The sequence below is a fragment of the Anaerobacillus sp. 1_MG-2023 genome, from assembly GCF_030547345.1.
GTDB classification, from domain to species: domain Bacteria; phylum Bacillota; class Bacilli; order Bacillales; family Guptibacillaceae; genus Guptibacillus; species Guptibacillus hwajinpoensis_B.
Map to the genome: position 1 here is coordinate 15,989 of NZ_JAUORD010000015.1, position 22,952 is coordinate 38,940.

Genomic DNA, 22,952 nt, shown 5'->3' on the forward strand with positions numbered 1-22,952 from the left:
ATACACCCTAATTTGATTTGCTAATTTCCACCGGTACTAGGACTGGGGAAATGCCGTATTCTCCGTGACCTGCTTGAATTTGTGGAACCATGTCACCATCTGTATTTCCTGAATCATCATCCTTCTTATAGAAGTCTCCAGTATCCCAGAACTCACTTGCCTGCATTCCTTGATCAAGGGCTGGACCGTCAATGACTTGATTGTAGAAATCAGTATAGCGCTGGGTGATAATTTCACGTTCGAGATTTTCAGGAGCATCCTGATCAGATCCTGTATTATTTAGAGTTAATAAAGCGTTTCTCAAGACTGCTGATACGGCGCCGGCTGTTTTTGGGTTATATGACATAGCGTCATCAGATGTATAGTACGCTTTTGCTTCGTCATTCCATAGTTCATTATCCATTGTGACGTATAGCTGTCTCGCTGCGTCACGGTATTTCGCATCATCTGTTGCAAGGTAGGCCGCTGTTAAGCCGCGAATCGCACCAAGGTTAGCTTCAAGAGTCGTGTTGTTACTTGCTTTCTTTTCATTGAGGTCATAACTTGCTGCTGCAAGTCCTGAGTCCAGGATAAGCTCTTTCATAATGAAGTCTGCTTGCTTCGTAATCATCTCAATCGCACGTTTTCCTTCATCTGTTCCTAAACCTTCCGCGTCTTCTCCGCTTGCATAGCCGACTGGAAGACCATCAATTGCTCTTTGGAAAATACGCAGGGATTCAACTGTATAGCCTGCATCGAAAGTGTTCATCGTCTTTCCTTGGTCTTGACCGTTGTTTTCACTTACAAAGGTACCGACTTCTTGATTAAAATGCATGGCGTCAATATTATGAAAGACTGCAAGCATAATATCGCGATTCACGGTATAAGCATCATTCGAATCCTCATCATTAGCTGGATCGGCATCAAGGTTTGCTTCAGGTGCAGATGTAAATGGTTCTCCGTCAAACAGTGCCTGGAAAGATGGAGCAACCTGCTTGTTTTCTGAACGCTGATCGGTCATACCAAAGAATTCAGAAGTTGGCCATAGCATCGCCCATTGGTCTTCCAATAGAGAGTTTGTATCGGTTACTTCAAGGCTCTCTGCATCAGGAGCAACACCTTCAGTGTTTTCAGTTACGCTAACTTCGTGAGGTAAGTATACAAAACCATTTGTTGGATCGTAGTTACTGATATCTGAAGATGCTTCGTTATTAGTAGAATCATAGAATAAATCGTCATGGATAAAATTGATCTTATTCCAGATTTCTTCTGTTAAGATCATCCCCTGCATGCCATCAGCGGAACTTACACCAAGAGCAATATTCTCATCATCGTCATCCTTCGCTGTTTCACCAGCAAGTTCTTCATCACCATCAACTGTGTGGAATCCACCAAGAAAATCACCGGCCCATAGAGTCTGCTTCAGGAAAGTAGCGCCGTATGCAGAAGGAGTCAAGACTTTATCCATTCCATCGCGAGCCCAGCGGAGAGAGTCAAAGTTCACCTGATAGTTTGGAACATACGTATCATCATCGCCAGATGCGTATTCTTCTGTATCCACTTGTTCAACATAATGCGGATCTCCGCTAGAGTATTCAATCGTAGTCGGATACATATTGCGGAAAATTTCATCCTGTGGATAGCCTACTGAGTCTGCTAGAGAAAGGAATCTTTCTGAAAGCCATTCTTCAGGTTTTTGATTCGTTTCCTTTGAGGCTGATTTTACGACTGGACCATTTATCAGGTGGAGACCAAGCCCGGATTTTTCAACCACTTCATACATCGCTTCCTCAGAATACTCATATGATTCAATTCCGGCTGTATAATCGAAGGGAGTGGGACTATCGATATTCTTAGAGTCAAGAACATCAAGATCAAGTCCCAGGCTTTCAGCTAGCGGTTCACCTGAAAGTTCAAACTCCGCATAAGCAAACATATTTCCGAATGTATCAAAATGATAATCAGCTACTTCAACATTATAAGCTAATTTCTTTTCTTCTTCTTTCTTTGAGCTACTTGATTCTTCACTCGTAGTAGAAGAACAGCCAGCAATTAAAAGCGTTGAAGCTAATATAGCAGAAATCGTCTTTTTTTTATGTATCAATTCGAGCAACCCCTTTTGGATAGTAATGATAATCATTATCACTCATTAAGTATAAGAAAAGGTACATATTATGTAAACCCTTTATTAACAATTGATTGAAAAGTCAGTGCTGTTTTGGAAAATGCGTTGAAATGTCAAAAAGCAGTGGAACGAGTTCCACTGCTTTTTGGGTATTTATTGTGTTTTATTTCTAATATAATCTCGTATCATTCGTCTGTGGCTTCCAACCATCAGCTCTGGAAGATGGTCTGAAGAAAAGTATCCCAAAGCTATACTTTCTTCTGTGTGGGTGAGATCTCCAGCATACTCGTTTGTAACATAAGCCGTTGTGACAGAGTAGAATTCATCACCGTTATCTGCTTTCGTGAAAAATTCTTCACCAGAATAGAGTTTAAAAAGAGTGAGCTTTTGGATTGTTAAACCCGTTTCTTCAAAAGACTCTCTTACGGCTGTTTCTTCCGTTGATTCTCCTGGTTCCATCAATCCACCAGGTAACCCCCAGCGTTTTTGTTTTTCGTTACGTTGTTGGAGTAGAATTTCTCCATTTTCGTTTAAGATTATTGCGACGGCCCCGACTAAGATCAGTGGCCGATGACCAACAACGTCACGCAATTCCTTCACATAATTCATGCCTATCGCTCCTTTTCTTCTTATTATAAAGGAAGATCTCTTTTAGCGAAGATCATGATGGCAAGGGCATAAAGGACGGTACCCAGTAAGAAAAGGAACGTCATTGATGGCCAGATTTCTACAGAACCTCTGGCAATCTCAACTGGCCGAAATGTTGAAAAGAGAGAGAGATTTACCATCCAATCGAGTTTATCGCTCATTTTCCCGATTAAATCCATTCCATAGAAGACGATGGTGAGTAATCCAGAAAGTCCAAGTGCTTGTCGCTCATCATTTAATAAGGAAGAGAATAGAAACGAGTAGGCTGAGATGACGTAGAACAAAAGAATACCGACGAGATTAACCTTCATAAACGTCATGGCTTCAAACGGCTTATCATCAATTAATATTTCTGTTCCAATGACTCCTGCAAGAGCAGTTGTTAATCCGATAATAAGAAGTCCGGTGAGCAGCACAAGAGCTTGAGTGAAGGCAATTTTTTTTCGTGAGTTTGGTGTTGCGAGAATGTAAGCCATTGAGCCTCTTTCAATGTGACGAGCCATTAGCTGTGAAGCTGTCATTAAGCAAAAAATCGATAAAATGACTATATACAGCAATCCATAATATTCCCCTGCAATAAAGTCACTTACATGCTGAAATCCACCTTCCATTCCAAATGCAGCTAGAAAGCTTTCGGGCATAGACTCCATTAATTCATTCAAACCAGGTGCATCTGCAATCGAAGGATAGATGCCGATGATAAGAAGCAGGTAAAGTGCAGAGCCAATTGCATAGCTAGAGATGGACTTGGCATGGACTTTTAGCATCCTAGCATAGAGTGTCATATTCATGATTTCTCTGCCTCCCTGTCGTAATAAGTAAGAAAGACTTCTTCAAGGTTTTGTTCATGAATATCAATGTTCCGAATCTGATAATCTCCTAAAGCAGTAATAAATTGATTGTAGTCACCTTGAACCGCTATTTCTGCGCGGTTATCTATGACTGATATGACCTCGAGGTTACTTTCTTTGATACGCTTTGCTTCCGCTTCAGTAGCAAACGTAACATCAAAAAGACGACGCTGCTTTTGCTGCAGATCATGAATATTCTCGACGACAACAATTTTTCCATCTTTAATGATTGCAGCTCTGTCACACGTTCGTTCAATTTCAGAGAAGCTATGAGAAGACATTAGGAATGTAGTGCCTTTCTCTTTCTGCTCCATTACAATTTCAATGAATATTCGTTGCATGAGCGGGTCAAGACCAGAGGTTGGTTCGTCTAATATTATAACTTCAGGTTCATGCATAAAAGCAGCTACGATCCCCACTTTTTGTTTCATTCCTTTGGACATTTTACGAATAGGAGTTTTTGCATCGAATTGAAGCCTATCAATTAGCTGATCACGGTATGCGGTGTTTTTTAGATCTCTCATTCCGCCAACTAATTGAAGGAAACCGATGCCATCCATTCCATCAAGAAAGGCTATTTCACCAGGGAGGTATCCGATCTTCCTCTGGATTTTGGCAGCATCTTTCCACGTATCCATTCCATCTATCATTGCCGTGCCTTTTGAAGGCTTCATGAATCCCATTAAGTGACGTATCGTTGTCGATTTACCAGCACCGTTCGGGCCGAGAAATCCAAATACTTCCCCTCTAGGAATGGAGAACGTAACATCGAAAATCCCTTTTCCGTTTGGAAATTGTTTTGTTAACCCGTTTAATTCGATCATTGAGGTGTCCCCCTCAGTTAATTTTTGAACTATATCTTATTATATATTTCATTATTATCATAAATGACTCTATGATAATAAGCAACATTTATTGAACTCATATTTAATAAAAAGTTCAATAAATGATATACTAATGATGGTGATGAGAATGAATGGATTTGAATTACGTAAACAACAGAAGCGTAAAGATATAATGGCGTCAGCTTTTACGTTATTTAACAAAGAAGGTATAAAAAAGGTGAAGATTAGTGACATTGCTCGATTTGCTAATGTCTCTCAGGTCACGATTTATAATCATTTTACGAGTAAGGAAGTGCTTGTAAGAGCAGTGCTAAAAGACTATATGAACAATCAATTTAAAGCCTTTAAAGAGATTGTTCAACAGGATCATTCTTTCGCTGAAGTGATTGAATTGATTATTTTTGAAAAGCATAAGGCAGTCCAAAGCCTTAATCCATCGCTTCTAGCAGAAATGTTAACGACAGATGAAGAGCTAAAGGATTACGTAGAACGTTTTTATCGAACTCAGACACTTCCATTGTTTGTACAACTCTTAGAAAAGGCACGTGAACGAGGAGAAATTAATGCTTCACTTTCGATGGAGTCGATTATGCTATATCTCAATGCCTTAAAGACAGAGGTGCAGCGTATTCCAGCCGAAACATGGTCAGAGCGAAAGGACTTTCTCGACGATGTTCTTCAACTATTCTTTTATGGTTTAAGTGGTGGTCCAGTTTCTAGTAGGAATGAATCTGAATAATCATTCATAAACTGAAATGTGTGTAAATTTTCACAAAATTTTAATAGTTTGTTAATTTATCTAACACACACCTGTTGTATAATGAAGCCATACAGAGGGAAAGTTGGTGAATTTTGTTGAAAAAGCTGAAAAAGTTAACCTTTAAACAGCTCGTTGATCAAAATAAAGCAGAACTACTTAAAAATGAAAAAGAACTAGCTGAAATAGAAAAACGTATTGATAACAGACACGTTTAATTCAAAGGAAACAGTCGTCAAGCGACTGTTTTTTTTGCATAAATTAGGCTCATATTTGTTGTTTCTCCCTGTGCTAAACTATAGAAAGGAGGCGATCGAATGTCGAAATTAGTAAGTTTGAATGTAGGGAAACCTATTGAAACGAGCTACAAAGGGAAGTTGATCTCTACAGGTATCTACAAACAACCAGTGATTGAATCAGTTTATGTATCTAAATTACAAGTAGAAGGAGATGGACAAGCGGATCTTGTTCATCACGGAGGATCAGAGAAAGCCATTTGTGTTTACCCAATGGAGCATTATGCCTATTGGGAAGAACGTTTAAGATGTGAACTGAAGGCTGGTGCATTTGGTGAGAATTTTACAGTAGCTGGAATGGATGAGACAGAAGCACGTATCGGTGATATTTATCGAATTGGTGAGATTCAAGTACAGGTTAGCTTACCAAGGCAGCCATGCTTTAAACTTGCAAAGAAATTTGAAGTTGATAACATGCACTTATTTGTGATGGAAAATGGGTATAGTGGTTATTATCTCCGAGTGTTAGAAGAGGGAGAAGTTAAAGCTGGGGATGAAATAACCCTTGAGAGTCGTCCAGATCATGATGTAACTGTTGCTTTAGTCAATCGCGTTACGTACAATGATCGAAAAGATCGCGCTGGTCTCGAAAAGGTATTACTTGCAAAAGAACTGAATGAAAACTGGTATAACAAGCTAAGTAAACAGTTGAGCGCGCTTTAAGTTGCGCGCCATTATTTTTTAGCCATACGATAATAAAAGACGATCAGCATAATGATTGTAACGAATGTAACGGTGTATTTAACAATCTGCATCAGTTCCATTGATTTCTCCTAAAATAAAAGCTGGAACCGAGGGGATCCAGCTTATCTGAATGTTAAACAACTTTTTCTTTTAATGCTTTCCCAGGTTTAAAAGCGGGTGTCTTTGAAGCTTGGATGAGAATTTCTTCACCAGTTTGCGGGTTTCGTCCTTTTCTGGCAGAGCGTTCCCTTACTTCAAAATTACCAAATCCCACAAGCTGTACTTTTTCCCCTTTCGCAAGTGCCTCAGCAATCGTATCCATTAACGTGTCTACCACTCTCGCAGTATCTTTCTTTGACATTTCCGATCTTTCCGCAACTGTCGTTAGAAGTTCCGCTTTATTCATTATGTTTCATCCTTTCTAAATTTGCTAGTTTCAATGCTATGGCACTATTTTCGCCAGTACATCAGTGATTTATACATCATGAATAAAAGAATATAAAAAAGAGACTCTTAACGAATCTCCGTTGATTATAGGATATTAATAGTTGGATAGTTGTTTGTACTCTTTCTGAAGGTCCGTCAGTGTACATTGATACAGATGGTGGTCAGCGGTGGAATAGGCTCCTGCCTCAATAAGCTTCGAAATGTAGTAATTTCTACGTTGCTCTAGTGCTTTTCTGAGCTGATTGGTTTCCATGAGCACACCCTCCTTAACGATTTTTTATTCCCAGTATGTCCTGGGGCTATGCATTTTAATCAAAATTAGATGTGACAGATTGGACAAAGGACCAGTAGGATTCGTAGAGCGCCTTATACAGAAGTGAAGCTTTTTATAGAAATGAGGTGATGAGCAATGAATAAGGAGCAAATTATTTGTGCAATTGAAGCCATTCAATGGGATTACGAAGAAGCTCTTGTACCTGAATCTATTCACTATATTCAAAAAGATGACCTAGTGATGATCAAAAATGATAAATCAGCAAGTGTCTATGCGAATAAGGTTGTTCGCTTCAGTCAAACTCTTAACAAGGTTGAAGAAGCGATAGCGTATTTTCAAAACAGCCCCTTCTCCTGGTGGATTCAAACAAATTCTGAGTCTAGTGAACTTGAAAAACAGCTTATTAAATTGGGGATGAAGCACGCAGATACATACGTTGGATTAGCAAAGGAAGTAACAGAAGAAATTCCGTCATCATCAGAATATATCCATAAAGAAGTGACAACGAAAGAAGACGTTCTTGAGCATGTAGAGATCGCAGGGAAGGTTTGGGGTTATGACAATCAGGCGATGAAAGCTGCTATTAATGAAAGAGCTTCTTATCTTCAGTTCTCTGAGCGAAGAGGAGGCTATACGCTCTTGCTAGACGGAAAGTATCCAATCGGTTATTCGAATTATCGCTATAGTAAGGATGGGAAAACTCTTTATTTAAATGGAGCAGCGGTTCTGCCTGAATATAGAGGGAAAGGGATTTACAAAAACATGCTGAAGGCACGTTTATATAAAGCGAGTCAAAGAGGATGCGAGATAGCGGTGACGCAAGCGAGAGTCGGTACTTCTGAACCTATTTTACGAAAACTGGGGTTTAGGGAGTATGCGGAGTATAAGCAATATATCCGAGAATAGAAGCGCAAACAGTAGCCAATCTTTTATGAAGATGCTGTAAATCTCATTGTGTTTCTGTAAAAAGGTAGGATTGCGAATATAGAATCTGGAACACTCCAAGGTGAAGGGTTAATCCTTCACCTTCTTAAACTTTTGTTAAAAAGGAGCTGTTCTGTTGTTGAAAACCTTTGTTCTAGACACCAATATTCTCTTGCATGATGCTCACTTCCTTTTTCGATTTGGTGACAATCACGTTGTGGTTCCAGCGATTGTGATTGAAGAAATCGATTCTAAGAAGCGGTTGATGAATGAGGTAGGTCGTAATGCACGAGAATTTAGCAGAATGTACAAAAAACTGCGAGATAAAAACAAAGTCAAGCTCGATGAACCAATTCCACTTGAATCTGGAGGAACATTTCGAATTGAGTTAAATCATCGCTCTTTTGATAAACTAAGAAATGAGTTTAGTGAAGATTCCAATGATAACCGCATTATTGCAGTATCGATTAATTTAAGCACGGATGATACAGGAGATGTCGTTCTTGTTTCAAATGATATGTTAATGATTGCGAAAGCAGATGCCTTAAAAAAATCACTTGAGTTACCAGCTTTTTTTCCTGAACTATATGAGAATGATCGTCTTATTGAGCACGTCGATCGTCTTCACAGAGGCTATCATGAAATTCTAGTGCCTCCTGAAATCATTGACTCTCTTTATAAGAGCGGCGAACTCTCTATGAATATTCTGCGTGAGTATATGAACACAGAAGTTTATAGTCAGGATTTTATCCTGTTAAAAGATATTTTTGGAAGTAGTCATTCTGGGATTGGAAGAGTACTATTTCGAAATCAGAAAGTAGTAATCCAAGGGCTGAACCGAGAGAGTGAACATATTTGGGGAGTCCTACCGAAAAACGTCCAGCAGCGTATGTTAATGGAGCTGTTGATGGATAAAAGTGTTTCACTTGTTTGTGCAACTGGAAAGGCGGGAACGGGGAAAACGCTTCTTGCGCTTGCTGCAGGACTTAGTCAGACGGAAGACGAGCAACATTATCAAAAACTACTTGTTTCAAAGCCTGTGGTACCAGTTGGAAATGATATCGGCTTTTTGCCTGGAGAGAAAGAAGAGAAGATTAGACCCTGGATTCAACCAATCTATGATAATCTAGAATTTTTATTTGATGCCAGTAATGAAGAAGAGTTAACAAACATTTTAACTGGCTTGAGGACGCTAAAAGTCGAAGCGTTAACGTACATAAGAGGGAGGAGTATACCTCGTCAATTTGTGATTATTGATGAAGTTCAAAACTTATCTCCTCATGAAGTGAAAACGATTATAACAAGAGTAGGCGAGGGAACGAAGATTGTTCTAATCGGGGACCCCGAACAGATTGACCATCCTTACCTTGATTCAGTGAACAATGGTTTAACGTACGCTGTTGAACGGTTAAAGCAGGAAGATGAGGTAGGGATTGTCCACTTAACGAGTACAGAGCGAAGTAAGCTTGCTGAAAAAGCTGCTCGATTTCTTTAAGTAGTACGAAGGGACGATATTCTCATGAAATAAAATGGGAAATTAGACCATATGGAACTAGACAAACTGATCTTTTTTATCAGATAATTCAGTTAAAAGAGAGGGGCGCTAAACATGAGTGATGTTAGATTAATACCATTCGAGGTTAATGCAGTCGTTCAAGAAGCAGGAATTCTTCCAGATGGGATTGAAATGATTCAAGCACCAGCGGTATGGGAAGAATCTGAAAAAGGGAAAGGACGAATCATTGCGGTAATAGACACAGGTTGTCAAATTGATCATCCTGATCTTCAATCACGTATTATTGGAGGTAAGAACTTTACGCAAGATTTCGGTGGAGATGCAGATCGTTATGATGATAATAATGGCCACGGTACGCATGTCGCCGGAACGATTGCAGCAACGAACGGAGAAAAAGGGGTTCAAGGTGTTGCCCCAGATTCAAAGCTCTTGATCGTTAAAGTACTGAATGAATCCGGAAGTGGTTCATATCAATCTATCATCAATGGGATTCGGTATGCCATCGATTGGAAGGGGACAGAAGGCGAACGGGTAAATGTGATCTCGATGTCGCTCGGTGGACCATCTGATGTACCAGAACTTCACGATGTTATTAAAGATGCCGTGAATCAAAATATTTCAGTTGTGTGCGCCGCTGGTAATGAAGGAGACGATAGAGAAGACACATCTGAATTCGCTTATCCTGGTGCCTATAATGAGGTAATTGAAGTAGGAGCGGCCTCTTTCCAACGCACGCTCGCTCCATTTTCCAATACCAATAATGAGATTGACTTAATTGCACCAGGTGTAGATATTCTTTCAACTTATCCGGGTAGTGAATATGCTGTTCTTTCTGGAACCTCAATGGCTGCTCCGCACGTATCGGGGGCACTGGCGCTTCTCATGAATGTTTCTGAGAAGGAATTTAAGCGCACGCTTAGTGAAGCTGAAATTTATTCACAGCTTATCAAGAGAACCGTGCCAATCGGTTGTACAAAGCAAGCTGAAGGAAATGGCCTTCTCGCTTTAAATTTTATGAATCAGCTCGAATCGCTCTTTAATATTTATACAACCGCGTGGGATCAAACAGAAGTGAAATCAGAAAAAGTAACGAAATAACTTCACAAGTAAAGTGAAATCAATATTATCATTTACATCAAAAATCGTAGTGCGAATTAAGATTCGCACTACGATTTTTGTGTTATATAAATATGTTGATGCATGACAAAACCAATCTAAAGTGGTGAATCAGGTTCAAAAGAAGTGGACTTGAGAAAAAGTATGTAAAAGGATTCACTATGCAACAAAGCATTCATTTTTAATGTGAGCTGGGAGGATCTTCATAAGGTTAGGTGTTATTTACTTAATACATTTTAAGTACACACCCATGATAGATGCATAGGATAATTTATACATTGTGAAGGGATTGAGAAACTATGTACTATGATCCTTCTATGCATCCTTATCATCACTATCAACGTCCGCCAACTTATAACGAGGAGAGACAGCCTGGATACGAACCTTTGCCTCAAGTGACAAAGCAGGGGTTTACATCTCGATCTTCCAATAATGCTGGAAGTAGGGAATTTAAAGATTATGGACCGAAACCATTTGTCGCTAATATTAATGAAGCAACGAAGCAAAACGATACTTTTCGTACAGCTTTATGGACAGGTGAACATTTACAATTAACGTTAATGAGTATCGATGTTGGTGAAGACATTGGATTGGAAATGCACCCAAACGTTGACCAATTTTTGCGAATTGAACAAGGACAGGGAAAGGTGCAAATGGGGAAACGCAAAGATTCCTTGAATTATGAACGAGAGGTTTATGATGATTATGCTGTATTTATACCCGCTGGTACATGGCACAATCTAACAAATACTGGAGATGTACCGATTAAGCTTTACTCGATCTATGCTCCACCTAATCATCCTTTTGGAACGGTTCATGAGACAAAAGAGGAGGCTATAGCGGCGGAAGAAGGTGAGCATAATCGAAACTCAACTGTGTTTGGCAAAACGCCAGATGAATGGGTGAAATACACGGAATTCTTAGTAAATGAAGGGTTGGAAGATGTCGACAGAGGCATAAATGCAACACACATTCTTCAAGAGTTTATTCTAATGGGAGTGCTTGTTGGAAAGGGTTACTCTCCTGAAAAAGCCTATGAAATAGTGGAAGATTGGGAGCGAACTGGACAGTCCAAACTTCTTCAACAAAGCAACAATATGTAGAAATAGCTTAAAAAAATGAACAAGGTGCTCTACGGTCGTAGTTTGGTTAGGGTTCGAATTGGTTAACAGAAATTTTTCACCTCAGAAGAGCTTAAAAAACATTAGCTCTTCTGAGGTGAAATCATATTTGTGCTAATTGTATGTATAACTTCAAAAGAAATCATCATTTTCTTCCGTGTTTTGTGCGTCAGTCGTTCTATTTGCTTCTTGTATCTTTATTTTTTCAAGTTGTTCGATCATATGCTTGTAATCTAGCTGGCTAATATTAGGGTAATGATTGATTTTTCTTTTAATGTCATCTAACTCAGTTGGGAGTTTATTTCGATTGTTATTTGAAAACATAGCCGCAACGGTTCCTGTAATAACACCGATCGTTCCAATCCCGACCATCATTAATACCGCGGCAACCAGTTTGCCTGCAGCTGTTTCAGGATAGAGATCTCCATACCCCACCGTAGTGGTAGTCACAACTGCCCACCAAAGGGCATCACCATATGTCTCAAATTCTGGTTCAATCCATTTCATCGAAAGCGCTGAAATGAAGAGGAGTGAAATAACATAGATAAACGCACGATCAATTTTATATTTCGTTAGAAAGAGTTCAAAAACAGACGTGCGGTGATTAATGAGTGCGACTAATCGTATCACCCGTATAAAGCGGACAAGTCTTGCGGTCCGAAACAATTGATCGAGCGGAATAATAGCAATCAAATCCAGCGGATGCTGTTTGATAAAAGTCCATTTGTGATCACTTAAAAAAAGTCGCGTAGCATAATCAAGTAAGAATAAGAGCCAAATAAAAAAATCGAGCGCAGTGCCTTCGCGATCGGGTAAATCAATGACGAGTGAAAAAATAAGGAGAAGGGCGAGTACAAATTCATAAATCATTCCTAGAGATTGCTTTTGCAATGGATCACCTTCTTTGTCTATTTATCACTATTTCGCTATCAAGAAGAATCACCCTGCAAAAAAAAGAAGTCCTCCATAAATTGGGGGACTGAAGTTAAGCTTCTTTGATAAAAGCGAAAGAACTTTAGATTGGGATGAGGTCTCCATCCCAGGATTTCTTGCGAATGAAGTAGGCATCTTCAATGGTTGCTTCCGTTTCATGAAAATGATCGAAGGGTTTTGTGATATCAATGTATTTAATCATGTACTGTTTATTTAATCGTTTCATGTGAATAATCCGCTCCTGCTCAAGTTGAGCGATTTCGTTAAGAAGGATTTTCCCTTGCCACACACGTAAAGGAAGCTCTCTTTTCCAAAGAGAAATGGACCCATGAAAAAGAACTTCTCCTTCATGAAGCCAGATTAAATCGTCAGCAATATCTTCCCATTCATTTAACTCATGTGTCGCAATAAGAACAAGTCTTTTTTCGGCATATCTTGATAGAAGGGAGACGACGTTTTTTCGTTCACGACTATCGAGGTAGTTTAATGGTTCATCAAGTAACAAAATAGGAGGACAGTCAAGAATGGCTTGTGCAATACCGACACGCTGCTTCACTCCTTGAGAGAGAGCTTTTATTTTCTTTCTTTTACATTTGTGAATATGAAGGGCTTCCATCGTTTGATCAACGGCATCTTGATAAATGACCCCTTTTAATTCACACATATACCTAAGAAACCTCTTCATTCTCATCTCTTCATATAATTCGATACCTGTTGGAAGAAAGCCGATATTCTTACGAATAAAGGGGAGGGAGGTTTCCACTGTTCTCCCACCATATTCAATGATGCCTCTTTGGGGCCTTATTGCTGTCGCTAGAAGTTGAAGCAAGGTAGATTTACCAGCGCCGTTCTTACCAACTAGAATGGTGATCCCAGAACCAAGTGTTAATTCGGGAATAGCAAGTGTGAACTGTTTTCGAGTATATTTGATGTTTTGTAGTTGAATCATCGCCTAATCTCACAAATATTGAAGATGCAAACTCTTCCGATACGATAAGAAGAGCATGGCAACTCCAAGTCCAAGTATAATAAGGTAGGAGACAACAAAGAGTAAGTCTTGTTGAAGTGCTTCACCAGATAGTTCGAAAACAGTATAAGGTAACACAAGAAAAGTAAGCGCCCATCCAGCAAGTGAGGCGATAAATCCGGCAATTACCCCTTTATGGAACATGACAAAGGCAAGCAAACCTGTCAGAAAGAGAAGTGGCGCAAACCAATGCAAAAGAAACGTAGCGGGGTTAACCATCGTATTATCTTTCACAATATATAAGGTAGATAACAGGGCCAAACCAATGTTTACGACTAAGACAACAAGCAATTTACTTAAGAGAAGAAGTGCTGGAGGGAAAGGTGTAATCGATTCGACCATCCGCATTTCTTTGTTCCAAGTTTTATAACTATAAAGCACACCAAATAATAGATAAATGGGAACAACGATAGGAAATAAACTGTCTGCTTCCATGCTTCCAGCCGAAATCATCGTTAACATTGCAAAAATCAATACGCTAATCAGCCAGTAGGCCCAGTGATAAGAACGGAACTGATTAAGGCATTGCTTTGTTAGTGACGGTCTTGCAGGCTCAGGTTTTTCATCGAAATCAAATTCGATTTGAGAAGGTTTAAGTTCATCGAAAGAATCCTGTAACGAAAGAAGCAGCTTCTGTGTATCCTCTGAACGGGGTGACGTTGCCAGATATGACTTGATCGGCTGCTCTAGATCTTCTTCTAACTTTTCTAATTCAAGATCGATGTCTTGCATGGCTAACTTCCTCCTTTCGTTCTATTGAAGCTTTTAGTTTCTTCAAGGCGTGAAATAAGTTCGACTTTACTGTACCGAGTGGAAGTTCCAGAGCTTCGGCAATTTCTTGATACTTTAATTCCTGGTAAAACCGTAAATACACAATTTCTCTTTGCGTCTCAGAAAGCGTATCGAGCTGCTTGAGAAACTCCACACGTGATTCTTGCCTTTCAAATAGTTCCACTACTGATGGTTCTTGATCAGCTTGATCTGGAATGAAGTCGAGAATTTGCTTTTCTGACCTAAATCCTGCACTTTTCCAATAATCTCGGCATTGATTTGTGGCCACCTGGTAAAGCCAGGGCTTGATCTTTTCTGGGGTTTTCTTTGTTTTTAGTTGTTTAATTAATTTCAGGAAGGTTTCTTGGACAACATCTTCGGCCTTTCTTCTATCACGTAACATCCGTTCTAGATAACCAAGAAGCGGAGCATGATAACGATGAATAAGGGCTTCGAAAGCAGCCTGATTTCCACGTGCCATAGCGACTACTAGTTCCTCATCTGTCATAAACCATCCTCCTTTCTAGTCTGATGATCTTGCATCACTTCATCCCATATTTTCTGCCATTCTTCGTAAAGAATGAGAGTAGAAGGTTCTCGAAATAAGGTGAAATCTGCTGCGAATCCCGGGTCTACCCAGCGTTCACTATATATTCGATCTAGGACTTCTTTCACTTGCTTACTATCTCCATCAGCGATGGCTTCGTTGATCATTGTGAAAATCTGGTTAGCTTTGATTTCTTCCTCACTGTAGTCTTCCAGTGGGATATCATCTTGAATCGGGATAACAAGGTCGCGGATTTGACTGGCCTTTTTTTTATTTCCATTTTCTAATTCATAAATGTACGTATAAGCACTTTGGATGGCACTTGTTACTAGCTCGCCTTCCTCATACCCATAAATCTCAGTTCCATCATGGAATAGACTCACTTGAAAGAGCAATTTCATAAGATAAGTTTCATCCATTTGATAGAAAGTGGATTCGCTTAGGATATAGTTTTGATCAATAAAACCTTGTTGTCTCACGTAATTGGCCCAGCGAATATTCTCTACAGGAACGATAAAAAAATGACGCATAGGCTCTATTTTTTTCGCTAAATAGTGGTTGGTGTATAGAAGGCGTTTGTCCAATTCCTTCATGAGCTCAACAGCGCGATCCCGATTGTAACTGTCCGTTACGATTGACATTGGATAATAAGTAGAATCAACTTCAGTCAGATCTCCAGCATAAAGGTCTAATTTAGAAGTTTCCCCTTGAAGTTTATAGGTTTCAACATTTGTATTACGTTCGTCGATTGTGCCATATAAGGGTAGTGCCATACCTGAAACTTCGACATTAAAAGTGGCTCTATTCGAAATTCCAATATTCGTTTGTGATTCTCCGTTCATGTCATATAAATATTGATGCCCTGGCAATGGATACCAGGCTGTTTGAGAAGGCATAATCATTTGATCATTTCCTACATGGCCCGGATAGTATTCCTGACCATTATTAGATGCCCATAGTTTGTATGGTCCTTCATATTGAATACGAATAACAGGTTCTTTCATATTTTCAGGTAAAGTAACGGTCAGAAAATCATTCTCTTGAGTAAATGGAATTGGATGTTGATCAATCGTGACCTGGTTAACTGAAAATGTCTGATTCAATGTGAATTTCATAAACTCTTTTGTTTGAAATTCTGCTGATGGTAGAGTGAGAGATGCATCAATGAAAAGTGATTGATCTTCATGCTGAATGGATAAGTCAAACTGTTTTATTTCAAATCGTTCTGGTTGATAGAGCTCTTCTTCCTCTTTCATAAGAGTATTAGGAGAAGAAAGGGAAGGGAAAGACATGTAACTAGCTTGACCGTTTTGTTCGTCTGTTATCAATGGAGATTCTTGTTTAATCTTACTAAATTCATCAGTTCGCTCCTTCCAGAAAGAAGCATATGGAAGATACGAGATCACGACAATTCCTATACTGATCATGAGTGCAACCTTCCACAGCCACGTATATGGATGAGGTCTGCGTTTATTGAGAATGAAAATGATGAGTACCAGGAGAAAGGAAGAAACCGTTAAAACAAAAATGCGCTGTAACTGTAGTTCTTCTTTCATTAATTCAATTCCCCAGGTGCCATTAACAAGAACAGAATCGACAAATAAGTAGGTTAGATGGAACGCTTTAAGATAAAAGTGTCCGCCTTGATCAATAATGAAAATTTCCATGAATAGCGTACCAAACATCCAGGCGCAGAAGGCGATTAAGTAAACAAAGCGATTTTTAATAAGTACCGATAAAAGCATGCCAAGAGTTAAACTAATAAAGAACGCTACTTCGTATTGAGTCCCATAGAAACGCAGAATTGTGAACGTTTCTTCCACCGGAATGTTATCTCTCATAGCAAAGATAAAGTAGGTTCCACTCATCAGGACCGTATATATCGTCATATAGATGAGCGCGGACATCAATTTTGCTGATATGAATACGAAATTGGACACGGGAAATGATTGGTGCCACTCAAATGATTCATTCCCAACGTCTCGTCGTATTAAATAAACGCCAATCAGAATACTTAAGCCAATAACGAGAATAAATATAAGAGAGTGCGTTGTTTCATATGTTGTTCTGTAGAGGTTGCCATGTCCTCCTTTTTGATCTGCACTCATGCTAAAAAGTAACCAGATTAAATAAAAGAAAGGAAGAGGTGCGAAAACCCAGTTTTTATACAAAAAAGAAAGTTCAAGCTTAAACTGGATAAGCCATTTTCTCATAGTCCATCACGCCCAATCAGTGCCATGTACCCTTCTTCAAGGGTAGGATCCACGGCTTCGGCAAATTCAAATGGTGCTACTGGAGATATTGCTCGACACCTTAATCCTGTTGCTTTTCGTTTTGTAAGCGTCATTTGCAATCCATTTAATTGGTCCCAGTTAGTATCAAAGAGGTCGAACTCCCAAATAAGTCCATTCCCCTTACGTTGAAGCTCATCTGGTGTGCCTTGAAAAAGAATGCGCCCTTTATTTAGAACGATCAGTGTATCACAGCTTCCTTCAATGTCTTCTACAATATGCGTAGAAAGAATGACGGTTTTTCGGCTAGAAACATCAGCTAGTAAGTTGCGAAAGCGTAAGCGTTCTTCAGGATCAAGTCCAGCAGAAGGTTCGTCGAATATCATCACAGCGGGTTCTCCATAAAGCGCCTGGGCAATGCCAAGACGTTGCTGCATTCCATTTGAGAACGTCTTGATTTTTTGATTCCGTTGCTTTTCTAAATTAAGGGCATGAAGCAATCGTTTTTTTTCTCGCTCATGATCATAATGGTGGTCTCGTTTTAACTTCCCAACATAGTCCAAAAACTGTGATGCAGTAAGCTGTGGATACAGCTTGAAATGTTGAGGGAGGTAACCGATTTCTTTTCGAACATTTGAAGCTTCTCGGTTAAGTGAATAACCTTTAAGATAGATTTCTCCGGAAGAAGGCTTTGAGACCGCAGCTAGCATTCTCATAAATGTTGTTTTTCCAGCACCATTTGGGCCAATAAGCCCTACCATGCCTCCTTCGATGGACAAAGTGAGGTTATGTAGAATCTTCTCTTTTTTGAACTGTTTAGTTAGATGAGATACTTCAATCAAAATCGTTCATCCTTTTACTAGTATTCTATGGCTAAGACGATTATAGTCGATAAAAGGTTTTGTTAGGGTAAACAAAAATCCTCTGCACGATGCGTGCAGAGGATTGGTTTTAAAGAGGTAATACATAGAAGAGAACACAGAAGAAATGAGCAAGTGTTCCAGCTACCACGAAAAGATGCCAAACTGCATGATGGTATTTAAAAGCTCTCCAGACATAGAATACCGCTCCGATTGTGTAGAGAACACCCCCAACAATGAGAAGCATCATTCCGTTTGGAGCCAAGTTCTGCGTGAGTGGATTCCAGGCAAGAACGATCAGCCAGCCCATTAAGACGTAGAGAATGGTTGAGATAAATAGAAACTTTTTTACAAAATAAGCTTTGAATACTGTTCCAATAATTGCGAGTCCCCACACGATGCCAAATAGTGTCCAACCTAGCCAACCTTCAATTACAATAAACAAGAAGGGAGTGTAAGTACCAGCGATAAAGAAATAGATAGAAGAGTGATCAAGTATTTCGAAAAAGTCTTTCGCTTTCCCAGGTGGAAAGCTGTGAACGAGTGTAGAGGCCGTATAAAGCATCAGCATCGTTGTACCGAAAAGTGTAAAACTTACAATATGCCAGGCAGTTCCATAGAGAGACGCAAACACAATTAAGATGACTAGAGCGGCAACGCTTATGATAGCTCCAATTCCGTGAGTAATATAATTTGCTCGCTCCTCGCCAACTGTAAACGTATGAGTTGTCATGATTCGCATCATTCCTTTAGATCAATTACTAGAAGTATACTACATGATTCCCCGAACGTCATTTCTGATCGAACCTTATTTCTTAAGATTACGTAGTTTTTCTGCTTCTTTTAAGAGATGATAAGTGTAAAAATCTTTCTCTTCTACTTGTTCTGTGGCAGCTTCCATAACGAGAAACTCTTCCGCAATTTCTTCTCGCATTGAAGTAAGTAACTTTTCACTGTCAGTAGTAACTAATTTATTCTTTTGATCCACGGTTGCTTCGCTCCTTCAACATTAAATGATAGTCTCATTGTGCCTTAAGGAAGCGATTTTATTCTAAAATGACTTATTTTATTTTCACCATTTCTTTAGTGATAGAGCGATAGACATGATATCCACTAGTAGATACCCCAATAGTACCTGCTCCAGGGAAAACGCTGTCGCCACAAAGCCATAATCCCTTGAGACCAGTACGGTGAGAAAGACTGTTGAACAAGCTATATTCATTCGTTTGTGGGAAACCTCCAACCATGCCTTTAGGTCTTTTCGTAAATCTTTCCCATGCTCGTGGTGCACCTGTCATTTGCAATTCGATTCCACTTCTTACATTAGGTATCACTCTTTCAATACCTGTGAGCATTTTCTCAGTTAGCTCCTTTTTATATTGATCGTATTTCTCTTTCGTATCCCAATGGTGAAGCTCTGTATGTGTACTGACTGTTAATGTGCGAAAGCCCTCTGGCCCACGAAAGAGATCATTGGATTTTGAAAGTGACAAGAAGAGATGATTTCCTTCGGTCATTTTTCCATTATCCGAAAAGACTTGACTAAAGAGGGACGTATATTCAGGGATGATTTTTTCATCTAAAGCAAGATACATCGTAAAAGCTCCCCACTGAGTCATTTGACTTCGTTTTCTTAACTTAGTGGGGAGTTGTTCTTGAAGTGGTTCTGGAAGAAGTGGAACAAAGCCCTGTACAGGTAAGTTATTAATAAGGTGATCAGCTCTCCAACTCTCCCCTTTTTGATCGACAGCTACCCAACGATTGTTTTCACGCCGAATCGATTGAATTTGCTTTCTCAGGTAAGTTCGCCCACCGTTCTGTTCAATATATTGCTGTAGTGTTTCAGCGATGCGATACAATCCACCTTCAGAGTAATATGCCCCTTCGTGATAAATATCGAGAGCAAGAGCACCCATAAGTGCTGAGCACTCTTCACTAGTTGTTTGCATGCTATCAATTAATTGGCCATCAATAAAATGTTGAAAGTCTAGTGCATCATTAAGATGATGTTTTTTTAGAAGATCTCCCATTGTTTTCCGAAGGTAGGGAACCAGTCCGGGAGTTCCTGGTTTGAGAGATAGGAGAAGCCCTTTCCATTCTGATAGGGTGACTGGAGGTACAACAGGGAGAGGTCCAATTAACTTACGTACTTCGGCTCCAATTTTCCATATTTCTCGATAGAAAGAAACAATTTGTTTGGAGTGTTCTGGAAACTGGGTAGCGCATTCTGATAAATGTCGATTTCGATCTGTATAGTAAGGCATGACGCGATTGCCATCGTATATTCTCATAATTTCATCGAGCGAAAAAACAGGGAAGGTTAAACCGAGTTCTTGGAAAATGCGATAGTGTAATCCACCTTCTTCGAACCCCATCCCCATTGTCGCTCCAACAGGGAAGAGAAAATTACCTCGCTTAAATTTTCCTGCTGATCCACCCCATTCATTCGATGCTTCAAGTATTGTTACGTTGTAGCCTTCTTTCGTCAGTAATGCTCCAGCAGTCAGTCCGCCAATGCCACCGCCAATAACCACAATATCCATAATGATCCCTCCAAGATGGTCAGAGCTTGATACCATCTATTATAATAGGTATGATGGTGCAAATCATGTATGAGTGTGTCGAGAAGTAGCTTAATAAATGATAAATTTCCATGTTTGTACCGGGGTACTTGTCCAGCCATAAAGTTAAAAGAAACATAAGATAAATTAAAGAGTGAGGTCAGGTCCCCCCTCTGTATATACTCACTCTTTGTGACCCATTTTAGAGTCAGAATTTATTCTGACTCTTTTTTTTTTGGCTATGTTAGATAATGCATGTATATTAGCCTATTAATTCGGATCAAAGCGCATGAAATGAGTGCATTCCAATTTCGGCCCTCTATCAGAGCAGTTTGCTTTCGAATCTTGTAAAGAAGGGGGAATCAACCTTGCTTGAAATTATCGAAATAGGTACAAATGAGCATGGACGAGAGTTGACGATTCGAGAGCTGATTAAGAAACTTGAAGAACATCCTCTTGATCCTGCATTTGAACAAAGTGGAAATTTTATTTTTCCTTATCAGCCAGTCCGTGATGCAAAACGATATGCTGGTTGCAGAGCATTTTTTGGCGACTTCGCGATGATATCATGCCGTTTCTTTATTGTGACGGATGAAAAGGTACTTATAGAAGAGTTGATAAAGGCAATTAAAGAAAATCAAGAACGCATTGATTATGGAAGGTTAAGAGAAGTTCAGGTGAATGGTCGAGTATCCCATTAATTATGCTATAATCAGGATATTCTGCTAGTGATTGGAGTGAATGAAATGAGTCTTGAAACACTTCAGGAACAAGTCGATGGATTGATGGATAAATACACCGAGCTACTCCTTGGAGATACGAGCCCTGAGCTGAAGGAAAAAGTGAAGCTATGGGCGATGTACACGCATCTTTCAAAAACGATGCCACCTCTTGCGAAACATTGGAATCAAACGTATCCTGATGCGAAGGATGCCATGAAAGAGCTAGTGACCGAAATCAAAACTATGAACGAAGAGCATCGTAAAGCCCAACAGGATAGCCAGAAAGAATCAGATAAGTGAAACCAGGACTTCCCTGGTTTCTTTTTTTTTGCCTACATTAACAAGTGTTTTTGATTATAGCTTATTCGAGAATCGACCATTTAAGCTAATATAGAATTTAGTATCATTTCAGAAGCTTATCCATTGAGAAATGAGATGGTTGTTAAGAAAAAAGGTTGTGAAAATAGATGAGAAGAGAAGTATCCGATTTTGTAACATTTAAATATACTATTTTAAATTCCAGTTTTTTTCGTGAAGAGCGGGGTATAGAATACTAATTCAAGTAAATATTTAACAAAATTTATTACAGAGAAAATCTATCAAAAATAGACTAAACGACAGCATATCATGGTAGAATAGCATTAAAGGCGAAATATGGCGGTATTTGATACTATATGCCGGTTTTCTCCAATATATATTTTTTTGTGCGTTTTGTATGCGTTTACATGGAGGGGTTATGATGGAACAAGTAATGCGTAATTTCTTTTTATACATGGGGAAGAATAAAGTAGCTACAAAAGTAGCGAAACGGTATGGTATGCGCTTTGGAGCTAGCCGGTTTGTAGCCGGTGCGTCTCTTAATAGCTCTGTAAATGCTATTAAGAAACTAAATGAAAAGGGACTTTCTGTTACAATCGATCATCTTGGTGAGTTTGTAGATAACGCCGCTGAAGCTGACGAAATGACAAACCACTGTATTGAAGCAATTGAGCGAATTGCAGCAGAAAATCTTGATTCTCAGCTTTCTCTTAAACTCACATCAATGGGGTTAGACATTGATTACGATCTGACGATGAAAAATATGCGCCGAATTCTTGAAGCTGCTGATCAGCACAATGTCTTTGTAACGATTGATATGGAAGATTTCGAGAGGTGCGGAAAAACAATACAGATTTTTACTAACTTAAAGAGGGAGTATACGAACATTGGTACAGTTCTTCAAGCCTACTTATACCGTGTAGCTGAAGATGTAGAAAAGCTGAACGATTTATCTCCAAATCTTAGACTTGTTAAAGGTGCTTATAAAGAGTCACCAAAAGTCGCATTTCCGGATAAAAAGGATGTCGACGAGAATTTCAAAAAAATCATTAAAATGCACTTATTGAATGGAAATTACACAGCCATTGCTACCCATGATGATCGCATCATTGAATACACAAAGAAGCTCGTAGAAGAATACAATATCCCGCGTTCTCAATTTGAATTTCAAATGCTATATGGTATTTGTGTAGATAAACAAGATGAGCTCCTTAAAGAAGGTTTCAAAATGCGTGTCTACGTACCCTATGGAAAAGACTGGTATGGATATTTTATGAGAAGACTTGCTGAGAGGCCTGCAAACGTAGCTTTCGTCCTTAAAGGGATAATGAAATAGTGAAAAGCGGACGAATGTCCGCTTTAAAATAAGCTTTGTTTAAATTTATAAAATTTCGTCAAA

At 39.3% G+C, this 22,952-nt stretch carries 25 protein-coding genes; 10 read left to right on the top strand and 15 right to left on the bottom strand.

Annotation, left to right across the window (positions count from 1 at the left end; genetic code table 11):
- Nucleotides 1-7: 7 nt before the first annotated feature.
- The 4 genes from Q4550_RS19815 to Q4550_RS19830 all read right to left on the bottom strand — a co-directional run bounded on the left by Q4550_RS19815 (nucleotide 8) and on the right by Q4550_RS19830 (nucleotide 4,427).
- The gene (locus Q4550_RS19815; protein ID WP_371018670.1) at nucleotides 8-2,119 is read right to left on the bottom strand and encodes a hypothetical protein; all 2,112 of its coding nucleotides are present in this window, start codon (nucleotides 2,117-2,119) and stop codon (nucleotides 8-10) included.
- 138 nt (nucleotides 2,120-2,257) lie between these two features.
- Nucleotides 2,258-2,713: an NUDIX hydrolase gene (locus Q4550_RS19820; protein ID WP_226615137.1), complete on the bottom strand. Its 456-nt coding sequence runs from the start codon at nucleotides 2,711-2,713 to the stop codon at nucleotides 2,258-2,260.
- A 23-nt stretch (nucleotides 2,714-2,736) separates the two neighbouring features.
- The gene (locus Q4550_RS19825) at nucleotides 2,737-3,543 is read right to left on the bottom strand and encodes an ABC transporter permease subunit (protein ID WP_303535458.1); all 807 of its coding nucleotides are present in this window, start codon (nucleotides 3,541-3,543) and stop codon (nucleotides 2,737-2,739) included.
- Nucleotides 3,540-4,427, bottom strand: a complete 888-nt coding sequence (locus Q4550_RS19830) for an ABC transporter ATP-binding protein (RefSeq protein ID WP_303535459.1) — start codon at nucleotides 4,425-4,427, stop codon at nucleotides 3,540-3,542. Before Q4550_RS19830 ends, Q4550_RS19825 begins: the two co-directional genes overlap by 4 nt.
- 148 nt (nucleotides 4,428-4,575) lie before the next feature.
- Between Q4550_RS19830 and Q4550_RS19835 the strand changes: the two genes are divergently transcribed.
- The 3 genes from Q4550_RS19835 (at nucleotide 4,576) to Q4550_RS19845 (ending at nucleotide 6,164) form a co-directional block, all read left to right on the top strand.
- Entirely contained in the window at nucleotides 4,576-5,187 is a 612-nt protein-coding gene (locus tag Q4550_RS19835) for a TetR/AcrR family transcriptional regulator (protein WP_303535460.1), read from the top strand.
- A gap of 116 nt (nucleotides 5,188-5,303) precedes the next feature.
- Nucleotides 5,304-5,423, top strand: coding sequence for an FbpB family small basic protein (locus Q4550_RS19840; protein ID WP_370314259.1), 120 nt, complete (start codon nucleotides 5,304-5,306; stop codon nucleotides 5,421-5,423).
- A 99-nt stretch (nucleotides 5,424-5,522) separates the two neighbouring features.
- Nucleotides 5,523-6,164 carry an MOSC domain-containing protein gene (locus tag Q4550_RS19845; protein ID WP_303535461.1) on the top strand — a complete coding sequence of 214 codons (642 nt, stop codon included), beginning with the start codon at nucleotides 5,523-5,525 and terminating at the stop codon, nucleotides 6,162-6,164.
- A 154-nt stretch (nucleotides 6,165-6,318) separates the two neighbouring features.
- Here the strand turns inward: Q4550_RS19845 and Q4550_RS19850 are convergent, their stop codons facing one another.
- Together Q4550_RS19850 and Q4550_RS19855 are read right to left on the bottom strand one after the other, a co-directional pair.
- Nucleotides 6,319-6,591 carry an HU family DNA-binding protein gene (locus Q4550_RS19850; RefSeq protein ID WP_226615133.1) on the bottom strand — a complete coding sequence of 91 codons (273 nt, stop codon included), beginning with the start codon at nucleotides 6,589-6,591 and terminating at the stop codon, nucleotides 6,319-6,321.
- Nucleotides 6,592-6,726: 135 nt separating this feature from the next.
- On the bottom strand, nucleotides 6,727-6,885 hold the full coding sequence (locus Q4550_RS19855) for a Fur-regulated basic protein FbpA (RefSeq protein WP_194218945.1): 159 nt from the start codon (nucleotides 6,883-6,885) through the stop codon (nucleotides 6,727-6,729).
- Between the two features lie 156 nt (nucleotides 6,886-7,041).
- Here Q4550_RS19855 and Q4550_RS19860 point away from each other — a divergent pair, with 156 nt between their 5' ends.
- The 4 genes from Q4550_RS19860 to Q4550_RS19875 all read left to right on the top strand — a co-directional run bounded on the left by Q4550_RS19860 (nucleotide 7,042) and on the right by Q4550_RS19875 (nucleotide 11,565).
- On the top strand, nucleotides 7,042-7,812 hold the full coding sequence (locus Q4550_RS19860) for a GNAT family N-acetyltransferase (protein ID WP_303535463.1): 771 nt from the start codon (nucleotides 7,042-7,044) through the stop codon (nucleotides 7,810-7,812).
- Nucleotides 7,813-7,963: 151 nt separating this feature from the next.
- Nucleotides 7,964-9,325, top strand: a complete 1,362-nt coding sequence (locus tag Q4550_RS19865) for a PhoH family protein (RefSeq protein ID WP_303535563.1) — start codon at nucleotides 7,964-7,966, stop codon at nucleotides 9,323-9,325.
- A gap of 114 nt (nucleotides 9,326-9,439) precedes the next feature.
- Nucleotides 9,440-10,444: a S8 family peptidase gene (locus Q4550_RS19870; RefSeq protein ID WP_303535465.1), complete on the top strand. Its 1,005-nt coding sequence runs from the start codon at nucleotides 9,440-9,442 to the stop codon at nucleotides 10,442-10,444.
- Between the two features lie 317 nt (nucleotides 10,445-10,761).
- Nucleotides 10,762-11,565, top strand: coding sequence for a cupin domain-containing protein (locus Q4550_RS19875; protein WP_303535467.1), 804 nt, complete (start codon nucleotides 10,762-10,764; stop codon nucleotides 11,563-11,565).
- A gap of 150 nt (nucleotides 11,566-11,715) precedes the next feature.
- Here Q4550_RS19875 and Q4550_RS19880 read toward each other — a convergent pair whose 3' ends face one another.
- The 9 genes from Q4550_RS19880 to Q4550_RS19920 form a co-directional block, all read right to left on the bottom strand.
- Complete coding sequence (locus Q4550_RS19880) at nucleotides 11,716-12,474, bottom strand: potassium channel family protein (protein WP_303535468.1); 759 nt, start codon at nucleotides 12,472-12,474, stop codon at nucleotides 11,716-11,718.
- 124 nt (nucleotides 12,475-12,598) lie between these two features.
- Nucleotides 12,599-13,465 (bottom strand): ATP-binding cassette domain-containing protein, encoded by an 867-nt coding sequence (locus Q4550_RS19885; protein ID WP_303535470.1) that lies wholly within the window; start codon nucleotides 13,463-13,465, stop codon nucleotides 12,599-12,601.
- A gap of 9 nt (nucleotides 13,466-13,474) precedes the next feature.
- On the bottom strand, nucleotides 13,475-14,275 hold the full coding sequence (locus tag Q4550_RS19890) for a hypothetical protein (protein WP_303535472.1): 801 nt from the start codon (nucleotides 14,273-14,275) through the stop codon (nucleotides 13,475-13,477).
- The gene (locus Q4550_RS19895) at nucleotides 14,256-14,822 is read right to left on the bottom strand and encodes an RNA polymerase sigma factor (protein ID WP_303535474.1); all 567 of its coding nucleotides are present in this window, start codon (nucleotides 14,820-14,822) and stop codon (nucleotides 14,256-14,258) included. The genes Q4550_RS19890 and Q4550_RS19895 overlap by 20 nt, the downstream gene beginning before the upstream one ends.
- Nucleotides 14,819-17,074, bottom strand: a complete 2,256-nt coding sequence (locus Q4550_RS19900; RefSeq protein ID WP_303535475.1) for an ABC transporter permease/M1 family aminopeptidase — start codon at nucleotides 17,072-17,074, stop codon at nucleotides 14,819-14,821. Before Q4550_RS19900 ends, Q4550_RS19895 begins: the two co-directional genes overlap by 4 nt.
- Nucleotides 17,071-17,934: an ATP-binding cassette domain-containing protein gene (locus tag Q4550_RS19905; RefSeq protein ID WP_303535477.1), complete on the bottom strand. Its 864-nt coding sequence runs from the start codon at nucleotides 17,932-17,934 to the stop codon at nucleotides 17,071-17,073. The genes Q4550_RS19900 and Q4550_RS19905 overlap by 4 nt, the downstream gene beginning before the upstream one ends.
- A 109-nt stretch (nucleotides 17,935-18,043) precedes the next feature.
- Nucleotides 18,044-18,688, bottom strand: coding sequence for a PAQR family membrane homeostasis protein TrhA (trhA, locus tag Q4550_RS19910; RefSeq protein ID WP_194219595.1), 645 nt, complete (start codon nucleotides 18,686-18,688; stop codon nucleotides 18,044-18,046).
- Nucleotides 18,689-18,760: 72 nt separating this feature from the next.
- Nucleotides 18,761-18,940, bottom strand: a complete 180-nt coding sequence (locus Q4550_RS19915) for a hypothetical protein (protein WP_194218954.1) — start codon at nucleotides 18,938-18,940, stop codon at nucleotides 18,761-18,763.
- A 73-nt stretch (nucleotides 18,941-19,013) separates the two neighbouring features.
- Nucleotides 19,014-20,495 (bottom strand): FAD-dependent oxidoreductase, encoded by a 1,482-nt coding sequence (locus tag Q4550_RS19920; RefSeq protein WP_303535478.1) that lies wholly within the window; start codon nucleotides 20,493-20,495, stop codon nucleotides 19,014-19,016.
- A gap of 386 nt (nucleotides 20,496-20,881) precedes the next feature.
- Between Q4550_RS19920 and Q4550_RS19925 the strand changes: the two genes are divergently transcribed.
- The 3 genes from Q4550_RS19925 to Q4550_RS19935 all read left to right on the top strand — a co-directional run bounded on the left by Q4550_RS19925 (nucleotide 20,882) and on the right by Q4550_RS19935 (nucleotide 22,889).
- Complete coding sequence (locus Q4550_RS19925) at nucleotides 20,882-21,214, top strand: hypothetical protein (RefSeq protein ID WP_194218955.1); 333 nt, start codon at nucleotides 20,882-20,884, stop codon at nucleotides 21,212-21,214.
- 45 nt (nucleotides 21,215-21,259) lie between these two features.
- Nucleotides 21,260-21,535 carry a YusU family protein gene (locus Q4550_RS19930; protein ID WP_303535480.1) on the top strand — a complete coding sequence of 92 codons (276 nt, stop codon included), beginning with the start codon at nucleotides 21,260-21,262 and terminating at the stop codon, nucleotides 21,533-21,535.
- A 439-nt stretch (nucleotides 21,536-21,974) separates the two neighbouring features.
- Complete coding sequence (locus tag Q4550_RS19935; protein WP_303535482.1) at nucleotides 21,975-22,889, top strand: proline dehydrogenase family protein; 915 nt, start codon at nucleotides 21,975-21,977, stop codon at nucleotides 22,887-22,889.
- The last annotated feature ends 63 nt before the right edge of the window (nucleotides 22,890-22,952 follow it).